Genomic DNA, 16,824 nt, shown 5'->3' with positions numbered 1-16,824 from the left:
AGGAGCTCCCCCGTGATCCGGTTACGGTCGGGCGTCATCGTCGCGGTGATCGCCCTGCTGGCCTCCCTCGTGACCGTCCCCGCGTACGCGCTCGACGGCATCTTCCACAACCCGACCGGGATCGACGACCTCTACTCCAGCGAGCCGACCGAACGCGCTCCCCGTGACCCGATGGCCGGGGACGCCGTCCAGATCAACGCCACCACCTGGCCCATCGAGTCCGGCCAGACCGTCTGGGTGACCTGGACCAAGAACGGGACCGCCCAGACCCCGATCGGCGCCGCCTGGGACCACAACACCGGCAACAACAGCTACTGGAAGATCAACCTGGGCACCTTCGCCCGAGGCGACAAGATCTCCTACACGGTCAACGCGGACGTGAACGGGGGCGGGCAGAAGAGCACGGGCCCGTTCGCGTTCACGGTCACCTCGTGGAGCACGGTGACGAACGTGACCGGCTACACCAACAACAGCACGTCGGTAGATGTCACGACCGGTGACAGCGCGGGGAGCTTCACGCCGAAGATCCGCTTCGCCTTCCCGGCACTCGACCGCTTCCGCACGCAGATCGCCCCCAGCGGCCAGGGGCTGAACATTTCCGGAGTGTCCGGCTATACGGTGACGGATTCCGCGAGCACCCTCACCCTCTCCACCACGAACCTGGTGCTGAAGATCCAGAAGTCGCCCTACCGCCTGTCGGTCTACAAGGGCGACGGGACGACGCTGATCACCCGGCAGTACGACCCCGCCACGTTCAGGAACATCGGCTGGGCCAGCGACGGCGCCACCACGGTCACCAAGATCGAGGACCACTTCATGTCGCCGTCGGGCGAGCGGTTCGAGGGCTTCGGCGAGCGCTATGACCGCCTCGACCAGCGCGGCACCGACGTGCACAACTACGTCTACAACCAGTATCGCGACCAGGGCAGCACCCGGCGCACCTACCTGAGCGTGCCGTTCTTCCTGAACTCGGCCGGTTACGGGGTCTACCTCCCCAGCACCCGCTACGCGATCTTCAACCTCAACACCCATCTCAGCGACCTGGCGGGGTTCACCGTCGACACGAGCGGCGCGCTCGACTCGACGCTGGACTACCACTTCTTCGCCGGCACCCCCGCGGAGATCGTGGACGACTACACCGCGGTCAGCGGCCGGCCGCAGCTGCCGCCCAAGTGGGCGTTCGGCGTGTGGATGTCGGCCAACGAGTGGAACACCCAGGCCGAGGTGGAGAGCGAGCTGGACAAGGTCGGGACGTACAAGATCCCGCACACGGCGATGGTGCTGGAGCAGTGGAGCGACGAGGCCACGTTCTACCTGTGGCACGGCGCCACGTACGCGCCCAGCGCCGGCGGCGGGAAGCTCGCCTACGGTGACCTGACGTTCCCGGCGGGCGGCGAGTGGCAGAACCCGAAGGCCATGGTCGACAACGCCCACGGCAAGGGGATCAAGATGATCCTCTGGCAGATCCCGGTCTTCAAGGAGAACTTCGACACCAATCCCCCGACCGCGCCGCAGCAGCATCTCAACGACAAGAGCTACGCCCAGGCGCAGGGCTTTGTCGCGAAAAATCCGTCCAACGCGCCGTATCGGATTCCGACCGGACAGTGGTTCGGCGACAGCATGGTCCCCGATTTCACCAGCGCGGCGGCGACCACCTGGTGGATGAGCAAGCGTGACTACCTGATCAACGAGGTCGGCGTCGACGGCTTCAAGACCGACGGCAGCGAGGCGATCTTCGGCCGGGGCGTCACGTTCGCCGACGGCCGCAGGGGCGACGAGATGCACAACGCCTACCCGAACAGCTACACCAAGGCCTACAGCGACTACGTCAAGGCCGAGAGCGCGGACAACGTCATCTTCAGCCGGGCGGCCACGGCCGGCGGCCAGAAGAACTCGATCTTCTGGGCCGGTGACCAGAACTCCAGCTTCTCCGCCTTCCAGGAGGCGGTCAGGGCCCAGCTCAGCGCCGGGCAGTCCGGCGTGCCGTACACGGCCTGGGACCTGGCGGGCTTCACCGGCGACTTCCCCAGCGCCGAGCTCTATCTGCGGGCGGCGGCGCAGGCGACGTTCTCACCGGTCATGCAGTATCACTCGGAGAAGTCGAACCCGGGCACGTCCGAGGCCCGCACGCCGTGGAACGTCCAGGCGCGCAGCGGCGACACGACGGTCGTGCCGACCTTCCGGAAGTTCGCCAACGTCCGGATGAACCTGATCCCTTACCTGTACACCGAGGCCAAGGCCAGTTCGGCCACCGGGGCGCCGATGATGCGGGCGATGAGCTTCGCCTTCCCCGGCGACGCGACGGCCGCGGCGCAGGACCAGCAGTATCTGTTCGGCTCCCAGCTGCTCGTCGCGCCGGTGACCACGCAGGGCGCGACGACCAGGAACGTCTACCTGCCCGCGGGCGAGTGGTACGACCTGTGGAACGGCGGCCGCTTCACCGGCCCCGGCACCAAGTCCTACGCCACGGCCCTCGACACGATCCCGGTCTACGCCAGGCCGGGCGCGATCATCCCGCTCAACCTCAACACCGACTACGAGCTCGGCGGCGAGATCGGCAACAGCGTCACGAGCTATCCGAACCTGGTCTTCCGGATCTACCCGTCGGGCAACTCCTCGTACTCCTACTTCGAGGACTCGGCGAACGCCAACCGGACGATCAGCTCGGCCGAGAACTGGGCCGGACACTCGGTGACGCTCACCGTGCCCACGCTCACCACGACCAGCACGCTGCAGGTGGCGAGCACGAAGCCGACGACGGTGACCGGCGCGACCGCGCGGGCCACGCTGGCGGCGCTCCAGGCGGCGGCCGAGGGCTGGTGGTGGGACCCGGTGCGGCAGCTCACCTACGTCAAGCTGGCCGCAAGTGCCTCCAGCAGGACCGTCACGCTGAACGGCGTGCACAAGGCCGCGTACGAGGCGGAGTTCGGGACGGGCACCGGCACGACGACCAACACCGACCACGCGGGCTACACCGGCACCGGGTTCGTCGACAACTTCGCGAGCTCGGGTGACGCGGTGACCTTCCAGGTCAAGGCGGACGCGGCGGGCAGCCACCAGCTCAAGTTCCGCTACTCGACCACGGTGGCCGGCACCAGGACCGTCTACGTCGACGGCGTCTCGGCGGGCACGCTCACGCTGCCCGCGCAGGCGAACTGGGACACCTGGGGCACCGCCTCGCTCACCACGACCCTCACCGCGGGCGCGCACACCGTCAAGATCGCCTATGACGCGGCCAACACCGGCGGCATCAACCTCGACAACCTGGTGGTGGGCCGGCCATGAAACGTGCTCTCGTCCTCTTGACGGTTCTCCTGGGCACCTTCCTCGTCGCGGGCGAGGCGCGGGCGGCGGTCCAGCGGGTGCAGTTCACCAGCGGATCGGCCTATCTGATCGTCGAGTTCCTCGACGACGACCTCGTCCACTTCGAGCTGGCCTCCGGGACCAGCCCCGGCACCGGATCCGCGCTGTTCACCACGCCGCAGGTGGCGAAGAAGGACTACACCGGTCCGTCCTCGTTCAGTCAGAGCGGCAACACGCTGACCACGGCCTCGATGAAGGTCGAGGTCACGGCCGGCACGCTGTGCGTACGGGTCTCGGACCCGGTCAGGCAGTTGTACGAGGCGTGCCCGCGCAACCTGACCCAGGCGTGGAAGGGCCTGACGATCACCAAGGGCTCGATCCAGAACGCGTACGGGCTGGGCGAGCAGTTCTTCATGGGCGGCAGCTCCGACGGCGACTGGGTGGGACGCGGCCGGACCCCGGGAGGTCCGTACGGCAACGCCATGGCCTACGACACCGACAACGGGCCGGTGGGCAACGCGCAGATCCCCGTGCTGTTCGGGGTCGGCGCGTCGAACCTGAACTACGGGTTGCTGCTCGACCAGGTCTACAAGCAGGAGTGGAACCTGACCGGCGACCCGTGGACGGTCGACACCTGGGGCGACCAGCTCAGGTGGTACACGATGACCGGGCCGGACCTGCCCGACCTGCGCAAGGACTACATGGAGCTGACCGGCCGGCCGCCGGTGCCGCCGAAGAAGGCGTTCGGCATGTGGGTGTCGGAGTTCGGCTATGACAACTGGGCCGAGATCGACAGCCGGCTGAACGGGCTGCGGGCGGCGAAGTTCCCCGTGGATGGGTTCGTCCTGGATCTGCCCTGGTTCGGCGGGGTGACGGCCGGGTCCGACAACACCCGCATGGGCACGCTTTCCTGGGACACGGCCAACTTCCCCAACCCAGCGACCACTATTTCCGATTATCAGGCGAACAAGGGCATCGGCCTGATGACCATCGAGGAGTCGTACGTCGGCAAGAACCTCGCCGAGCACGCCGACCTCGCCACCCGCGGCTACCTCGTCAGGTCCGGCTGCGCGACCTGCTCGCCCGTCTACCTCACCTCCAACGACTGGTGGGGCCGCGGCGGCATGATCGACTGGACGCAGGACGCCGCGGCCGACTACTGGCAGACGACCAAGCGCCAGCCGCTCATCGACCAGGGCATCATGGGCCACTGGCTGGACCTGGGCGAACCCGAGATGTACGACGCGGCCGACTGGACGTCCGGCGTGCTGCCCGGCAAGCACGCCCACGCCGACTACCACAACGTCTACAACCTCAAGTGGGCCGAGAGCATCGCCAGGGGCTACGCGTCGAGCACCAAGCGGCCGTTCGTGCTGGCCCGCTCCGGCGCCGCCGGGATGCAGCGCTACGGCGTGGCCATGTGGTCGGCCGACATCGGCTCCAAGCTGACCGCGCTGGCCCAGCAGCAGAACGCCCAGCTGCACATGTCGATGTCCGGCATCGACTACTACGGCTCCGACATCGGCGGATTCCGCCGCGAGATGCTCGACTCCGACCTGAACGAGCTCTACACCCAGTGGTTCGCCGACGGCGCCTGGTTCGAGGTGCCGATCCGGCCGCACACCGAGAACCTGTGCAACTGCGCGCAGACCTCGCCGGACGCGATCGGGCACACGGCCAGCAACCTCGCCAACCTCCGGCAACGGTATGAGCTGGCGCCGTACTACTACTCCCTGGCCCACCGGGCCTACCTGTACGGCGAGCCGGTGGTGCCGCCGCTGGTGTACCAGTACCAGAACGACGCGAACGTCCGCGAAATGGGGCACGAGAAGCTCATCGGCCGCGACCTGCTCGTCGGCGTCGTAGCCGGTGCGAACGAGCGCAAACGGGACGTCTACCTGCCGGCGGGCTCCTGGTTCGACTACGCCACGGGCGAGAAGCTCACCAGCACCGGCCAGTGGTTCACCGACCGGCCGCTCTGGGTCGGCGGCGCGTTCCGGCTGCCGGCGTTCGCCAGGGCGGGGGCGATCATCCCGAAGATGTACGTGGACGACAAGACCATGAACGTCGTGGGCAAGCGGACCGACTCCACCACCAGGAACGAGCTGGTGGCCCGGGTCTACGCCGACCCGGCCGCCTCGAACTTCACCCTGTACGAGGACGACGGGGCGACGACCGGCTACCAGAGCGGCGCCGTACGCACGACGCTGTTGAGCCAGCAGCTCAGCGGCGGCACGGCGACCGTCACGGTGGCCGCGGCCGGCGGCACCTACACCGGCGCGCCCGCGAGCAGGACGAACGTGGTCGAGCTGGTCTCGGACACCCAGGCGTCCGCCGTCACGCTCAACGGCACCGCGCTCACCCAGCGCGCCACCAAGGCGGCCTTCGACGCCGCGACCAGCGGCTGGTACAACGCGGGCGGCAACCTGATCGTCGCCAAGTCGGCGAGCACGAGCGTCACGACCGCCAAGACGTTCGCGTTCACGCTCGGGCAGGCGCCGGCGTCGATGACGTTCAGGTGCGACAACGGCACGACCACCACGGGCCAGTCCGTCTACGCCGTGGGCAGCGTCCCGCAGCTCGGCGGCTGGTCGGTGGCGAGCGCGGTCAAACTGTCGCCGACCGCCTACCCGACCTGGACCGGAACGATCGGCAAGCTGCCGCCGAACACCGTCATCGAGTGGAAGTGCGTCAAGCGCCAGGAGACGAACTTCCCCGACACCGCCGACCAGTGGCAACCCGGTGGCAACAGCACCTTCACCAGCCCCGCCTCGGGAACGGGAGGCACTACCACAGGGGCGTTCTGAGCGCCGGATCCGGCGCGTCCATCGAGGTCGCGGTGTTAGCCTCGAAGACGTGCTCGGATCCGGGACCAGCCTCAACGATCGCTACACGCTGATCAGCCGCGTGGGCGGCGGCGGCATGGGCGAGGTCTGGCGGGCCACCGACACAGTGCTGGGCCGGACCGTCGCGGTCAAGGTGCTCATCCCCGCCCTGACCGAGGACCCGAAGTTCGCCCAGCGCTTCCAGAACGAGGCCAGGGCGATGGCCACGCTGCGGCATCCCGGCGTGGTCGACGTCTACGACTACGGCAGCTCCGAAGTCGACGGGCGCCAGGTGAGCTTCCTGGTGATGGAGTTCGTCGAGGGCGAGTCGCTCGACCGCGTCCTGCGCCGCGAGGCGCTCGACCCGGCGGCCACCATGCGGCTGGTCGCCGAGGTCGGCGACGCGCTGGCCGCCGCCCACGCGCAGGGCATCGTGCACCGCGACGTCAAACCGGCCAACCTGATGATCCGTCCCGACGGCAGCGTGGTGCTCACCGACTTCGGCATTGCCCACTCGGTCTCCGCGGTCCAGCTCACGGCCACCGGCGCCATGCTCTGCTCGGCCGGCTACTGCGCCCCCGAGATGGCCACGGCCAGCGACGTCACCCCGGCCGTCGACGTCTACGCGCTCGGCGTGGTCGCCTACCAGTGCCTGACCGGGCAGTTGCCGTTCGATGGCGACACTCCTGTCCAGATCATCTACAAGCACCTGCACGCCCCCGTCCCGGACCTACCCGCCGCCGTGCCGCCGGGGCCGCGCCAGGTCGTGACGCGAGCGCTGGAAAAGACCCCGGACCGGCGCTGGCCGACGGCCACGCTGATGGCCGAGGCGGCGAGGAAGGCCCATGACGCGCCTGACTCGCTGGGCTCATCGGCTCTGCCGCCCACGCCGGACTTGCCGGACCTGCCGCCCACGCCGGACCTGCCGCCGACGCCACGCGGCCGCCGCGCGCTGGCCGCCGCGCTGGCCGTGACCGTCGCGGTCCTGGTGACCCTGGCGGTCGCCGGGTCGGTGTGGATCCGCGACGACCAGGCGGCCGAGCAGAGCGGCAGCGTCCTGCCCCCCGTCACGACCGCCTCGAGCACACACTCGACCCCCGTCACGCCGAGCAAGAAGCCGCTGGCGCCTCCGTCGAAGCACTCCCCCACCGCGCGGCCGATCGTCTCCCGCACGCCGACCGCCACCGCCACGGCCACCGCCCGCCCGACCGTGACCGCCCCAACGGCCACCCCGACCTCCGACGACCCCGAGCCGACAGACAAGCCCACCACACCCGAGCCGACGGCGCCCACGATCGAGCCACCGGTCAGCCAGCCACCGACCGACACCATCCAGTGCATCAAGGCGCCCTGCCACACCTAGCCGCCCTCCCGACGGTCTCGACCGGACAGGCGACTATCCGGTCGTGAGTAGGGTGATCGGGTGGATACCCCTCGCGATCTGCTCGTAGCGCTGGCCCGCCGCTACGCCTTCTCCGACCTCGGGGCGCTGGCCTCATCCGAGGAGATCGCCGACGTGTGCGAGTTCGGCAGCCGGCTGCTCTCGCTGGACGCGGAGGACTTCGCGGTCGAGGCGAAGGCCGTACCCGCGGACCTGCGGCGGCGGGCACGGGCCTGCCACATGCCGCAGACCGCGCGCGAGCAGCCACGCGGCGCGCTGGAGTCACTGCGGCCCGCCTACGGGCTGCTGCTGGAGGTCATCGCCATCCGCTGGCAACGCCGCGAGCTGAGCCCGATGATCGCCGCCGTCCACATCGCCAGCGAATACCTGCCGCTGCTGGCCTACGAGCCGCATCTCGGCCATGCCGGCGACCCCGCGCGCTGGCCCGCGGGGCTGAGCGCGCCGGGCAGCAGGTTCGGCGTGATCGGCGACCGCGAGTGCGACCACACCAAGTCCGAGCAGTCGGCCACCAACCGGACCCTGCGGGTGGCGAGCGAGCCGCCCGAAGGCTGGCGCGCGTACTTCGACCGGCAGCACAGCCAGGTGGCGGGCGCGATGGCCGTCTGCGTCGCCACCTGCCGCAACCCGTGCACGGCGATGCACTGGATCGAACCGGAAGAACGCGCCGACCTGCACGTACGGGCCCGCACCGCGCTGGCGTTCGCGGAGACGCCGCTCGTACGCCTGCGGCACGCGGCGCCCGTCGGCCACGGCTTCGGCGTGCCCTCGCCGGAAGAGGTGCTCGACGCCTGGCAGCGCAGCCGGTCGGCGCTCGACAAGAACGAGATCGGCTCGGCCGCGCTCCAGGATGACGGGTTCCCGCTGCCCGGCCTGCCCGCGCTGTTCTCGGCCATCGGCCGCGCCCCCATCGTGCCCGCCACGCTGCTGGCGGGCGTCAGCGAGCATGTCGCCGGCCTGCTCCAACGCTGACCTCTGGGCCTGGGGTTGCCGTTGCCCCCTGGGCCTGGGGTGGCGGGGGCACCCTGGAAGCCTCCAGGCTGACCGCGTCGCCCGCCTCGCTTGCAAAGGCGGGGTGGGCGTCGCCTACCGCGGGGGCGCAGGCGACGCCCGTTCTACCGCCTGGCGGTGGCCTGCTCACCGAGCATGCCGATGCCGTACAGCAGTCCGCCCACCAGGTCGCCGGCGCTGAACGCCGTGGCCATCGACATGGCGGTCAGCCGGCACGTGGTGTCGGGCAGCCGCCGCCGGGCGTTCTCGCCGGTCACGATCTCCAGGGCCCGTCCGGCGACGTCCACGAAGATCACCACCGCCTCGTCGGCCTCCTCACCGAGCGCGGCGTGCAGCCGCTCGGCGAAGTGCCGCCGCCCACCGACCGGCGCGCCGAGGAAGGCGCTGAAGCGCAGGCCGCTGCGCCGCTCGGCGACGTGGAGCGCCTGCCTGATGTCGTCGGCCTGGGCCGAGGTCAGTCCGCGCATCGCCATCACCATCCCGCCGAAGCGCCGCCGACGCGCCTGCCGGGCTCGGCCGTCTCCGCCATCGCGACCCAGTCGGACTCGGGCGCCGGCGCCCAATGAGCGACCCGGTCGGCCAGCACCAGGCCCGAGGTGCTCACGCCGTGCTCACTCCCGGACGGACCGCCCAGCCACACCGGGCCCGTCTCCACCCTCCGCGCCGAACCCCGCCCCGGCACCATGACCGCCAGGCTGATCAGCACGAACAGAGCGAGCGAAACCCCCAAGAGAAAAGCCAGAATCTCCAGCGCGCTGTCCACACCCACGAACGTAATCCCGGTTCGGCTGTCCGGCCAGACCCGGTCGTGAGAGAGTCTGACTCAAGATCCCCCAGACAAGGTCAACTCAACTGTGGATGCGATCGGAAGGTATCCCGTCGAGCGCGTTCTGGGCTCGGGCGCGTTCGCGACGGTGTGGCTCTGCCGGGACGACCGGCTCGACTCCTATGTGGCGATCAAGGTGCTGGCCGACAACTGGTCCGCCGAACCGGCCGTACGCGAGCGGTTCGTCAAGGAGGCCCGGCTGCTGCGCCAGGCGGACTCGCCGCGCATCGTCCAGGTTTACGACATCGGCGAACTGCCGGATGGCCGCCCATACTTCGTCATGACTTATGCCGACATGGGGTCTTTGGCGGGGCGCGTCCTCGACGGCCCGCTGCCCATACCCGAGGCGCTCCGCGTCCTCGGCGAGATCGCCGAGGGCGTGACGGTCCTGCACCGGCTCGGCATCGTCCACCGCGACCTCAAGCCGTCGAACGTGCTGTTCCGCGCGCTTCCGGGGGGTGGCGAGCGCCTCATGGTGGCCGACCTCGGGGTCGCCCGCTCACTGGCCGACGCCACCAGCCACACCATCGCGGCGGGCTCGCCCGGCTACATGGCGCCGGAGCAGATGCGCCTGGACGGCGCCCCGAACGAGCGCGCCGACGTGCACGGGCTGGGCGCCATGGCCTACCACCTGCTCACGGGCCAACTGCCCGCCTCGGGCTCGGTACGGCTGGCACCGCACCGGTTGCGACCGGAGGTGCCGGTACGGGTGGGGGCGGCCATCATGAAGGCCATCGACCCCGACCCGGACCGCCGCTGGCCCAGCATCACCTCGTTCGCCGATGCCCTCAACACCCCGGACGACGCACCCCTGGGCGACGCGTTCCCGGAGTACGCGCCACCGGGCGACGGACTCCCGGAGAGGGCGCTCCTCGACGACGGACTCCCGGAGTACACACCTCTGGACGACGGACTCTCGGAGGAGGCGCTCCCGGTGGACGGGGCGGGCTCGGAGCGGCGTCCGGGAACCGCGGGCCTCAGACCTGCGGACGTTGAGACCGCCGCGTACAGAGGCACGGGCACTCGCGAGGACGCGGGCGGCCGTGCGGCCGCAGGTGCAGATGCGAATGCGAATGCTGATGCGGACGCAAGTGCAGGCGCATCCGCAGATGCAGGCCCAGGTACGGGCGCAGACCACGGTGATGGCGCGGGAGCGGGTGGCGGCGCAGGAGCGGGTGGCGGCGCGGGAGCGGGTGGCGGCGCGGGAGCGAGCGCAGGTGGCGGGGCCGGACCGGATAGTGGGGCCGGACCGGGTGGTAGCGCGGGACCGAGGGCAGGCGCGGGGGCAGGCGCAGACTCCGGTGGTGGCGCAGGACCAGGTGGTGGCATAGGCGCGGGCGTGGAGATGGGCGCGGGTGCTGGGCGGGGCAAAGCGGTGCTGGCTGGGGTGGGCGCCGTGACTGTCGCCCTGGCCGTGGTCGTCGCGGTGCTCATGCTGCGTCCCACCGACCGGTCGTTCACGACGTCCGGTTCGCGGTCCGGATCCGCGGCGCCGCTTGGATCCACAGGACCGTCCGCGTCCGTAGGGCCGTCCGGATCTCAGAGACCGGTCGGGACGCCGCGGGTGTCCGAGCCGCAGTCTCCGAAGGCGGGGATGGGGTTGCGGGCGGGTACGGACATCCCGCCTCAGTACCGGTCGCTGATCATCCAGGCGGGCACCTGGTGCCACGACGTCAAGGGCCTGTCGCCGGCGCTGGTCGCCGGAGTCGTCAAGGCGGCCAGCGGCTTCGACCCCGACCTGAGCGACCCGGCCGCCGACGAGTACGGCATCGCCAGGTGGACCCCCAGAGTCCTCCAGTACTGGCAGCCCAACGGGATCAACGACCCGATGCCGAAGCCGCCCTTCTCCCCCGAGTTGTCCCTGCCCGCGATGGGCCGCTTCTTCTGCGGGCTCGGTCCTCAGATCGCCGACGTGCCCGGGGATCCGGCCGCCAAGCTGGCCGCTCTCTACGTGTCCGGGGTGGTGCCGGTGAGGCGGGAGCAGGGCGTGCCGTCCAAGTGGAAGGCCCACGTACAGGAGGTCCTGAAATATCGGGATCAGTATCAGTCCTGACGGCCACCACCGACCATCACGCCAGCGCCAGCGGCCAGGACCGCGACAGCGACAGCAGGCCGCAGGTCGCGTACCGGACGAGTCGTCACGGGAGGAGGGCAGGTCGGCGTCCGTGACCAGGTCGAACCGGAGGGCCAGGTTGATCAGCGCCGTCCGCTGCCAGTCGGCCTTGCCGCCCTCGTCCGGCTGCTTGACCCTGAGCTTGGTTCCGGCCAGGTAGTCGATGTGGAAGTTCACCCCGCTTCTGGTCAGATCATGCCCCGCCAGCCGCTCGATCAGCTGCGGCACCGTCGGGACGACCGTGCTGGACGGGTCGTGCAGGCGTGCCTCGCAGAGCGCGACCAGGATGAGGAAGTACTTGGCCGTCCTGTCGAGCGGGAAGACGCCCCTCGTCGTCGCGCCCTGGCCGGGGATCGCCGCCGCCGTGCCGTACACGTGCTCGGGCGCGAACACCAGGAAGCCGGTGGTGCCGTGCTCGGCCGGCAGGATCACCCGCGAGAACTCGAACGGCACCGGCATCCCCGTCCGCAGCGGCGCCACCTTGACGAACTCGCCGCCGCCCTCCGGGTTCTCGACCACATAGGTACGTTCGGCGCTGAGATTGCTGATGAGCCAGTAGTCCTCGACCGCCTGGATGCGCCCGGCCAGCCGCGACACGGCTCGGTCGGCCACCACGATGTCGACCGGGACATCGTCGGCGCCGCGGCCGAACGTGGCGGTTTCGCCAGGCTTGAGGTCAGCTGCCACGGCCGTGTCGGTCTGGATGAGTACGGTACGCATGCGCATGGTTGTAGGTCCTTGTCGGCAATACGACCAGCTATAAGGTTCCAGGGGCTACCAGATCGCCGGTCGCCGCTCGCGCCAGAAGCCGCCCCTGGCCGACTCGATCTGGGCCGACAGTGAGATCAGTGTGCCTTCGGCGCCCAGGCGGCCCGCCAGCATGACGCCGATCGGCAGCCCGTCGGCGGTCCAGTGCAGGGGCAGGTTCACGGCGGGCTGGCCGGTCACGTTGTAGATCGCGGGGAAGGCGGCGAACCTCTTCATCCGCTCGAACGTCTCCTCGACGTCGTCCACGTCCTCGAACCAGCCCACCGGCCGCGGCGGCTGTGTGACGGTCGGCGTCAGCACCGCGTCATAAGCGTTGGTCACCGCGAGCGCCGCCCTGGTGGCCAGCTGCAGAGCGGCCTGGGCCCGCAGGAACGCCGGGGCGGAGGTGGCGAAGCCGTGCTCGCGCAGCCGCCTGGTGAGCGGCCGGAGCAGTTCGACCTGGTCCTCGGCCACGGGGTGCATGCAGGCGAAGGCGTACCACATGAGGGTGAACTCCGGCACGGTCTCCGGCCCGAACGGCGGCTCGATCTCGACGACCTCGTGGCCGAGCGCGGCCAGCGTCGCGGCGGCGGCCTCGTACGCGGCGAGCACGTCCGGATGGACGTCGGCGCCGGGCACGACCGGCCGGGCGTAGCGGGCGATGCGCAGCCGGCCCGGCTCGCGCCCGGCGCACTGCAGGAACGTGCCTTCGTGCGGCGGCGCGAGGTAGAGGTCGCCGGGGCTGTTGTGCGCCATCACGTCGAGCAGCGCGGCGGCGTCGGCGACGGTTCGGGCGAGGGGGCCGTTCGTCGACAGGCCCGCGAGGTCGGGGATGATCGGCGCGAAGCTGATCCGGCCACGGGTGGGTTTGATGCCGAACAGCCCGCACACCGACGCCGGGATGCGGATCGAACCGGCCCCGTCGCTGCCCTGCGCGGCCGGCGCCAGCCCGGCGGCCACGGCCGCGGCGGCGCCGCCGCTCGACCCGCCCGCGGAGGTACGCGGATCCCATGGCGAGCGGGCGGGCGGCGAGAGGGCGGTCTCGGTGTAACAGGGCAGGCCGAACTCCGGTGTCGCGGTCTTCCCCAGCATCACCGTGCCCGCGTCACGCAGGCGCTCGACCACCGTGTCGTCCACCGGCGCGACGAAACCCCGGTATGTCGACGACCCGAACATGATGGGCACGTCCTTCACCAGGTTAAGATCCTTTATGGGGATCGGCACTCCGGCGAGGGGTCCGTCTGGCAGCTCCTTGGCCAGGCGGTGCGCCTGTTCGAGGGCTCTCTCGGCGGTCACCGTCACATACGCACCCACCTGCGGATCGATTCGCTCGATCCGATCGAGGTAGTGCCGCGTGAGCTCGACCGGCGAAATCTCCTGGTCACGGATGGCTTGCGCCTGCTCGAGCGCCGAAAGCTCGTGAAGTTCTCGCACGCTACCGCACATTAGGCATCTCTAGAGAAGAACGTAATAGATACCCGGAAAACGGGCGTAGAACACGGTGAGCTGGGCCATAAAACTATGGACAAGGCAGCACTAGGAATCGACAAGAACCACGGGCTACGGTGAGTTACGTGGACTCCGACCATCAGCGAGAAGACGGTCACAACGCGTCACCCATCTGGGTGAGTGACCGACCCGAAGGCGAGCCGGCCCCCGCGAAGCAATCGGCGCCCACGTCAACGTACGCGCCCATCGAGCGCGCGTCGTTGCGCAGCCTGCTCCAACAGCCACGCTTCCGCCGCATGCGCAACCGCGCCCTGCTGGCGATCCCCGTTGGCGTGGTCGTGGGCATCCTCGTGGGCGACTGGCGGGTAGGCGTGACCGCGGGCGTGATCGCGGCCATCCTCGACACTGTCTACCGAGCGCGGTCCAACTCGACCGTGCCGGCCTGGCGCCGTGCCTCCATCGCGGAGCGCCGCACCGAGGCCCAACTACGCAAGCTCGAACGCAACGGTTATCGCACGCTCCACGCGCGGGCGATCCCGGACAGCGAAGCCCAGATCGACCACCTCGTGGTGGGTCCGACGGGCGTCTACGCGGTCGACTCCGAGAAGTGGGACAAACGGCTGCCCGTACGCGTCCAGATGGGCAAGAAGCTCTTCCATGGGCCGTTCGACATGAAGCCGCGTCTCACCGAGGCCAAGTGGGAGGCGTCGCGGGCCAGCGAGCTGATCAGCGAGGCCTACGGCAAGGAGATCTCTGTCGTGCCCTCGCTGGCCATCTACGGGCCACCCGTGCCGTGGAAGATCATGACGATCCGTGGCGTGGACGTCTACGAGGGCGCCCGTGCCCGCAAGTGGATCACCAAGCGGGAGCGGGCGCTGACCAAGGCCGAGATCGACCGTCTGCACGACATCGCGGCCCAGGTCCTGCCCGCCAGATACGGCGAGGACTGACCGACTGATCTCTGAAGGCACGCCCGCCGCAGTCCCGGCGGGCGTGCCTCTGGCATTCCGGGACCCACCCAGCTCGCCGCCGTACGCGTCCGAGCGATGGACAGTTGTCTCAGCAACCGGGCAAATGGTCGTACGATGTGAGGACTCGCAACGATGGGAGAAGTTCAATGCCCGCCCTCAGGTCTCGTACGGTCACCCACGGCAGGAACATGGTCGGCGCCCGCGCCCTCCTCCGGGCGACCGGCGTAGCCGGGAGTGATTTCGGCAAACCCATCATCGCCGTGGCCAACAGCTTCACGCAGTTCGTGCCGGGTCACGTTCATCTGCGCGACGTCGGCGACGTGGTGTCCGCCGCGATCCGCGAGGCGGGGGCGATCCCGCGCGAGTTCAACACGATCGCGGTCGACGACGGCATCGCGATGGGCCATGGCGGCATGCTCTATTCGCTGCCGTCGCGCGAGCTGATCGCCGACGCCGTCGAGTACATGGTCAACGCCCACTGCGCCGACGCCATGATCTGCGTCTCCAACTGTGACAAGATCACGCCGGGCATGCTGCTGGCCGCCTTCCGGCTCAACATCCCGACGATCTTCGTCTCGGGCGGGCCGATGGAGGCGGGCAAGACGCCCGGCCGCAAGCTCGACCTGATCGACCCGATGATCGCCGCCGCCGACAGCAGCGTCTCCGACGAGGACCTGCTGGAGATGGAGGAGAACGCCTGCCCGACCTGCGGGTCGTGCTCGGGCATGTTCACCGCCAACTCCATGAACTGCCTGGCCGAGGCGATCGGCCTCGCGCTGCCGGGCAACGGCACGATCCTGGCCACGCACAAGGCGCGCAAGAACCTGTTCGAGGACGCCGGGCGCCAGCTCGTGGAGATCACCCGCCGCTACTACGAGGACGGCGACGAGTCGGTGCTGCCGCGCTCGATCGCCACCAGCGAGGCCTTCGAGAACGCGATGGCGCTGGACGTGGCGATGGGCGGCTCGACCAACACGATCCTGCACATCCTGGCCGCGGCCCGCGAGGCCGAGGTCGACTTCGGGCTCAAGGAGATCAACGAGATCTCGCTGCGCGTGCCGTGCCTGTGCAAGGTGGCTCCGGCGACGAACAAGTACCACGTCGAGGACGTGCACCGCGCGGGCGGCATCCCGGCCATCCTGGGTGAGCTCGACCGCGCCGGGCTGCTCCACCGCGACGTGCCGACGGTCAACGGCGCCACGCTCGGCGAGACGATCGCCGCCTGGGACCCCCAGTCGCCCACGGTGCGGCCCGAGGCCCTGGAGCTGTGGCACGCGGCGCCGGGCAACGTCCGCACGGTCAAGCCATACTCGCAGGACAACCGCTGGGACGACCTCGACCTCGACCGGGCTGAGGGCTGCGTGCGTGACCTGGCGCACGCCTACAGCTCGGACGGCGGGCTCGCGGTGCTCTACGGCAACATCTCGCGTGACGGCGCCGTGGTGAAGACGGCCGGGGTCGACGAGTCGATCTGGAAGTTCACCGGGCCGGCGGTGGTGTTCGAGTCGCAGGAGGAGGCGGTCGAGGGCATCCTCGGCGACCGGGTCAAGGAGGGCGACGTGGTCGTCATCCGCTACGAGGGGCCGAAGGGCGGGCCGGGCATGCAGGAGATGCTCTACCCGACCTCGTTCCTCAAGGGCAGGGGCCTGGGCAAGGCGTGCGCGCTGGTCACCGACGGCCGCTTCTCCGGCGGCACGTCCGGGCTGTCGATCGGGCACGCCTCTCCGGAGGCGGCCGAGGGCGGCATGATCGCGCTGGTCGAGGACGGCGACACGATCGAGATCGACATCCCGAACCGGTTGCTGGAGCTCCGGGTCCCCGAGGCCGAGCTGGCGGCGCGCCGTACGCGCCTGCTCGCCGACCTGGGCGGCTACCGGCCCCGCGACCGCAACCGGCCCGTCAGCGCGGCTCTCCAGGCGTACGCGGCCATGACGACCTCGGCCTCCACGGGCGCCTCTCGCGACCTCTCCCAGCTGTCTCGATAAGTTTTCTTTACGGCAGGCACGGTGGGCCCCACCCGCCGTGCCTGCCGACGTCTGTCCAGGGGCACGCTCCTCCGGTTCACCGGCTGAGCGCCGTGACGTGCGTCTTGCCGGCCATGGCTTCCGTCAGTGATGGCGTGCGGCTTCACGTCGCGGCTTCCGTCAGTGGTGGCGTGGCGTCTGACGGGCCTTATTCGT

Annotated in this window: 11 protein-coding genes; 8 read left to right on the top strand and 3 right to left on the bottom strand. The window is 70.0% G+C overall.

Annotation, left to right across the window (positions count from 1 at the left end):
* Window positions 1–12 precede the first annotated feature (12 nt).
* Genes AB0B61_RS48580 through AB0B61_RS48565 form a run of 4 tightly spaced genes read left to right on the top strand, consistent with a single transcriptional unit; the run spans window position 13 to window position 8,499 of the window.
* Complete coding sequence (locus AB0B61_RS48580; protein ID WP_358447726.1) at window positions 13–3,285, top strand: TIM-barrel domain-containing protein; 3,273 nt, start codon at window positions 13–15, stop codon at window positions 3,283–3,285.
* 17 nt (window positions 3,286–3,302) lie between these two features.
* A complete protein-coding gene (locus tag AB0B61_RS48575; protein ID WP_358447724.1) occupies window positions 3,303–6,110 on the top strand; it encodes a TIM-barrel domain-containing protein in 2,808 nt (935 codons plus the stop codon).
* 49 nt (window positions 6,111–6,159) lie between these two features.
* Entirely contained in the window at window positions 6,160–7,491 is a 1,332-nt protein-coding gene (locus AB0B61_RS48570) for a serine/threonine-protein kinase (RefSeq protein WP_358447722.1), read from the top strand.
* A 60-nt stretch (window positions 7,492–7,551) separates the two neighbouring features.
* Entirely contained in the window at window positions 7,552–8,499 is a 948-nt protein-coding gene (locus AB0B61_RS48565) for a hypothetical protein (RefSeq protein WP_358447720.1), read from the top strand.
* 143 nt (window positions 8,500–8,642) lie between these two features.
* Here the strand turns inward: AB0B61_RS48565 and AB0B61_RS48560 are convergent, their stop codons facing one another.
* Both AB0B61_RS48560 and AB0B61_RS48555 read right to left on the bottom strand, forming a co-directional pair.
* Window positions 8,643–9,005: a DUF5130 family protein gene (locus tag AB0B61_RS48560; protein WP_358447718.1), complete on the bottom strand. Its 363-nt coding sequence runs from the start codon at window positions 9,003–9,005 to the stop codon at window positions 8,643–8,645.
* Window positions 9,006–9,010: 5 nt separating this feature from the next.
* Window positions 9,011–9,307: a hypothetical protein gene (locus AB0B61_RS48555; RefSeq protein WP_358447717.1), complete on the bottom strand. Its 297-nt coding sequence runs from the start codon at window positions 9,305–9,307 to the stop codon at window positions 9,011–9,013.
* Window positions 9,308–9,392: 85 nt separating this feature from the next.
* On the opposite strand from AB0B61_RS48555, the gene AB0B61_RS48550 reads away from it, so the two are divergent.
* Both AB0B61_RS48550 and AB0B61_RS48545 read left to right on the top strand, forming a co-directional pair.
* On the top strand, window positions 9,393–11,417 hold the full coding sequence (locus tag AB0B61_RS48550) for a serine/threonine-protein kinase (RefSeq protein ID WP_358447715.1): 2,025 nt from the start codon (window positions 9,393–9,395) through the stop codon (window positions 11,415–11,417).
* Window positions 11,418–11,763: 346 nt separating this feature from the next.
* Window positions 11,764–12,000, top strand: a complete 237-nt coding sequence (locus tag AB0B61_RS48545; protein ID WP_358447713.1) for a hypothetical protein — start codon at window positions 11,764–11,766, stop codon at window positions 11,998–12,000.
* A 251-nt stretch (window positions 12,001–12,251) separates the two neighbouring features.
* Here the strand turns inward: AB0B61_RS48545 and AB0B61_RS48540 are convergent, their stop codons facing one another.
* The gene (locus tag AB0B61_RS48540; RefSeq protein ID WP_358447711.1) at window positions 12,252–13,658 is read right to left on the bottom strand and encodes an amidase; all 1,407 of its coding nucleotides are present in this window, start codon (window positions 13,656–13,658) and stop codon (window positions 12,252–12,254) included.
* A 311-nt stretch (window positions 13,659–13,969) separates the two neighbouring features.
* Here AB0B61_RS48540 and AB0B61_RS48535 point away from each other — a divergent pair, with 311 nt between their 5' ends.
* Together AB0B61_RS48535 and ilvD are read left to right on the top strand one after the other, a co-directional pair.
* Window positions 13,970–14,623 carry a nuclease-related domain-containing protein gene (locus tag AB0B61_RS48535; RefSeq protein WP_225292551.1) on the top strand — a complete coding sequence of 218 codons (654 nt, stop codon included), beginning with the start codon at window positions 13,970–13,972 and terminating at the stop codon, window positions 14,621–14,623.
* 167 nt (window positions 14,624–14,790) lie between these two features.
* Window positions 14,791–16,629 carry a dihydroxy-acid dehydratase gene (gene ilvD / locus AB0B61_RS48530; protein WP_358447709.1) on the top strand — a complete coding sequence of 613 codons (1,839 nt, stop codon included), beginning with the start codon at window positions 14,791–14,793 and terminating at the stop codon, window positions 16,627–16,629.
* The last annotated feature ends 195 nt before the right edge of the window (window positions 16,630–16,824 follow it).

The organism is Nonomuraea sp. NPDC049158 (assembly GCF_040648335.1).
GTDB lineage: Bacteria > Actinomycetota > Actinomycetes > Streptosporangiales > Streptosporangiaceae > Nonomuraea.
This window is presented reverse-complemented; position numbering and strand designations above follow the sequence as displayed.

Bases quoted from the DNA above. Each gene is read 5' to 3' on its own strand.
- AB0B61_RS48545 (WP_358447713.1), top strand. From the start codon at position 11,764: ATGAGGAAGTACTTGGCCGTCCTGTCGAGCGGGAAGACGCCCCTCGTC.
- AB0B61_RS48535 (WP_225292551.1), top strand. From the start codon at position 13,970: ATGCGCAACCGCGCCCTGCTGGCGATCCCCGTTGGCGTGGTCGTGGGC.
- ilvD (WP_358447709.1), top strand. From the start codon at position 14,791: ATGCCCGCCCTCAGGTCTCGTACGGTCACCCACGGCAGGAACATGGTC.
- AB0B61_RS48560 (WP_358447718.1), bottom strand. From the start codon at position 9,005: ATGCGCGGACTGACCTCGGCCCAGGCCGACGACATCAGGCAGGCGCTC.